The following is a 3,772-nucleotide window of genomic DNA, read 5'->3' as shown; positions in this document are numbered from 1 at the left end:
CTGTGGCGGCCTGCAATTATCGAGCACTGGGACTGCAATCATAACCACTTTGGGACAGGATTAATTGCAACTATAAATAGTCTCTGGGACAGGATTAACTGCAACTGAGACAGAATTAATTGCAACTGGGACTGCAATCATAAACTGGGACAGAATTAACTGCAACTAAAAAAGTAAAGAAAACCTACCTTTTCTTTACTAGAGCTTGATTCAAAATCTCTTCACGTAAAATCAAGCTTTTTAGGGGCAAAAAACTGAGTAAAGTTATCAAAGTTAAGATATAATCAATTTATCAAGTTTATTTACTTCAACTAATCAAGTGCTAATAGGCTACGCTCGTGTTTCTACTGACGACCAAAATCTAGACCTGCAACGTGATGCTTTGCAGAAAGAAGGTTGTACCAAAATTTATGAAGATCATATCAGTGGAGCAAAAACAGCTAGACCAGGTTTACAGAAAGCAATGTCAGTAGCCCAAGCAGGAGATATAATAGTAGTATGGCGATTAGACCGATTAGGGCGATCGCTCAAAGATTTAATAGGAATTGTCGAAGACTTAGAAAAACGGAGTATAGAACTTCATAGTATTCAAGAATCTCTAGCCACTCATACCAATGAAGGTAAACTAATTTTTCACCTATTTGGAGCATTAGCAGAATTTGAGAGGAATTTAATCAGAGAAAGAACCCATGCCGGATTAAAAGCAGCCCGTGCTAGGGGTCGTTTAGGAGGAAGACCAAAAGCCTTAGACCCATCAAAGCGTCAATTAGCCGTAAAACTTTACAGCGAAAAACAGTACACAATCGACGAAATCTGTCAGATGATGGGAATTTCTAAGCCAACTCTCTATAGCTACATAGAAGAGGTCAATAAAGCTCAATGAAACGGAAGCAAATTCCCCCAGAAGCCATAATCTCTTTACGACAACGCTTAGAAAACCTGCCTCCAAGAGCTAGTGAAAGACGAAAACTCATTGAAGAAATAGCCATGACCTATGGGGTTTCTAAAGATACAGTTTATCGCTCCCTAAGAGAAAGAGCCAAACCCAAAAGTATCCATCGAAATGACCGAGGCAAATCCCGAAAAATCAGCCGAGTAGAGATGGAAAAATACTGCGAAATTATTGCCGCCATGAAAGTCCGTAGTCTCAACAAGAAAAAACGCCACCTATCTACAGCAAGAGCCATAGAAATCTTAGAAACTGAAGGAATGGAAACCCCCAGCGGTCTTCTCAAGCTCACTCCAGGACTGCTTAATAAGAGTACCGTCAATCATTACCTCAAAACTTGGGATTATGACCTTGAGTCCATAACACAACCTACTCCTGCTGTTCGGTTTCAAGCCACTTATAGTAACGAATGTTGGCAATTTGACCTAAGTCCTTCAGACCTAAAATACCTAAAAAATCCCTCTTGGGTGCAACCAGGGCGAGGTAACCCTCAACTAATGCTTTATAGCGTTGTCGATGACCGCAGTGGTCTTTGTTATCAAGAGTACCACTGCGTTTATGGAGAGGATGTTGAAGCGGCCCTACGCTTTCTTTTTAACGCTATGACTGAAAAGAGTATGGAAGGGTTTACCTTTTATGGCATTCCCGCCATGATGTACATGGATAACGGTCCCATTGCTAAAAGCCGCATTTTTCAGACCGTAATGGAATATTTAGGAGTCAAAATAGTTACCCACCTCCCCAATAGTAAGGATAAGCGAAGAAATACAGCTAGATCCAAAGGAAAAGTAGAAAGAGCGTTTCGTACTGTAAAAGAAGCTCACGAAACCCTCTACCATTTTCACGAACCAGAAACGGAAGCAGAAGCCAATACTTGGCTACATCAATACCTGATTCACTATAATAACCAAGGACATCGCCACGAAGAACATTCAAGACTTGAAGATTGGTTATTAAATACCCCTCCAGAAGGGATTAGACAGATGTGTAGCTGGGAACGTTTCTGTACCTTTGCTCGCGAACCAGAACGTCGTAAAGTAGGAGGCGATGCTCGCGTAACTATAGAAGGGGTGGCTTATGAAGTAAATCCAGATTTAGCTGGAGAAACCGTAACACTTTTATGGGGACTATTTGATAATGAACTGTATGTAGATAATGAAGGACAAAAATATGGTCCCTATTTTCCTGTTAGCGGTCCTATTCCACTACATCGTTATCGTACCCACAGAAAAACCAAGAAAGATAAAAAAGCCGAAAGAATTGAAAAATTAGCCCAAGAATTAGGACTACCTCTTTCTAGCTTGCCTAACTCTAAAGAATTTAAAGTTTTGACATCTCAACTATCAAAACGTCCTAACTTAATTCCTTTTAATGACCCGGACCCATATCAAGAATTTACCTATCCTAGTACTTTAGATGCTAAAAGAGCCATAGCAGATTATCTAAATAAACCTCTAGCGAAACTTAACCAAGAACAGATGACTTTTATCAATGAACTGTTAGCTAAAACCTTAAATAAGAAAGAAATTATTGATTCAGTAAAAGAGTATTTTCATTCTCAGGAGAAAAATCATGCTGATTGAAGTAATGAGAGAATATAATTTAGCTAAAGAATTTAGAAAAACTGGCTATTATGAAACGCCTCAGCAACAACAATTATTTGAAGAATTAAAAGTAGCAATAGCTAATGGAATGTTAGTAGCCTTAACAGGAATAGTAGGATGTGGAAAAACTGTCACTCTTAAACAGTTACAAAACACCTTAAACCAAGAAGGAACAATCTTAGTCTCAAAATCTTTAGCAGTAGAAAAACAAAAAACTAATTTAACTACTTTAATTTCGGCTTTATTTTATGATTTATCCAATGATAAGAAACTAAAGATTCCCTCTCAAGGAGAAAAAAGAGAAAGACAACTAAGAGATTTAATTTGTAAAGGAAGAAAACCTATAGCTTTATTTATAGATGAAGCCCATGATTTATCCACAACTACCTTAACTGGACTTAAGAGACTAATTGAAGTAGTAGATGATGGTGGCGGTACATTATCAGTTTTATTAGTGGGACATCCCAAACTCAGGAATGATTTAAGAAAACCTACAATGGAAGAAATTGGTTATCGTACAGCTAATTTTTCACTGGATGGTTTAATCGGTTCTCAAAAAAAATATATTGAATGGTTATTTAGTCAATGTATGGAGCCTAATAAAGAATGGGTTGAAATAATTACGGTTGAAGCGGTAGATTTACTGTCGTCTAAATTAAGAACACCTTTACAGATTGAGCAACATTTATCCCTAGCTTTTGAAGAAGCTTATAAAGCAGGAGAAAAACCTGTAACAGATGAATTGATTACGTCTATTCTCTCCAGACAAATTGATGATTTAGAACCAACTTTGACCAGACATGGTTACAATGTCAAAAATTTAGCAGAACAATTTAATACTAAACCTGCGGAAATTCGATTATTATTCAAAGGCCAATTAGATGCAGGTCGTTCTCAAGATTTAAGAGAACAGATGTTGGCGGCAGGCTTACCTATTTAAACCTATTGTATTTGCAAAGTAACAAACATAAAACTAAGCAATTTTGACTACTAAATTTTTTTCAAAAAACTCAGTTAATTTTTCAAAGTAAATATATTGGGGTACACAATAAGTTTCTTTACCAAGATAAGAACAACAAAGCTGAGATGACAGTAAATGTATATAATCAAAGCAGAGTAATAGTTTCACCTTATTTGCAGTTAATTCTGTCCGAAATTATGATTGCAGTCTCAGTTGCAATTAATTCTGTCTCAGTTGCAGTTAATTCTGTCCCAGAGG

General features: G+C 37.1%; 3 protein-coding genes. All 3 read left to right on the top strand.

What is annotated here, in order from left to right; translation table 11 throughout:
- Positions 1-319: 319 nt before the first annotated feature.
- The 3 genes from MW688_RS04325 to MW688_RS04315 are packed head-to-tail and all read left to right on the top strand — an operon-like array spanning position 320 to position 3,493.
- Positions 320-883 (top strand): recombinase family protein, encoded by a 564-nt coding sequence (locus MW688_RS04325; RefSeq protein ID WP_486734687.1) that lies wholly within the window; start codon positions 320-322, stop codon positions 881-883.
- A gap of 11 nt (positions 884-894) precedes the next feature.
- On the top strand, positions 895-2,532 hold the full coding sequence (locus tag MW688_RS04320) for a transposase family protein (RefSeq protein ID WP_486734688.1): 1,638 nt from the start codon (positions 895-897) through the stop codon (positions 2,530-2,532).
- Positions 2,522-3,493 carry an ExeA family protein gene (locus MW688_RS04315; RefSeq protein WP_486734686.1) on the top strand — a complete coding sequence of 324 codons (972 nt, stop codon included), beginning with the start codon at positions 2,522-2,524 and terminating at the stop codon, positions 3,491-3,493. Before MW688_RS04320 ends, MW688_RS04315 begins: the two co-directional genes overlap by 11 nt.
- Positions 3,494-3,772 lie beyond the last annotated feature (279 nt).

This window comes from Johannesbaptistia floridana (assembly GCF_057440575.1).
The sequence above is the reverse complement of the archived record's forward strand: the minus strand, read 5'-3'. Positions and strand labels throughout refer to the sequence as shown.

Excerpts from the sequence above, each read along its gene's own strand:
- MW688_RS04315 (WP_486734686.1), top strand. The coding sequence starts at position 2,522 with ATGCTGATTGAAGTAATGAGAGAATATAATTTAGCTAAAGAATTTAGA.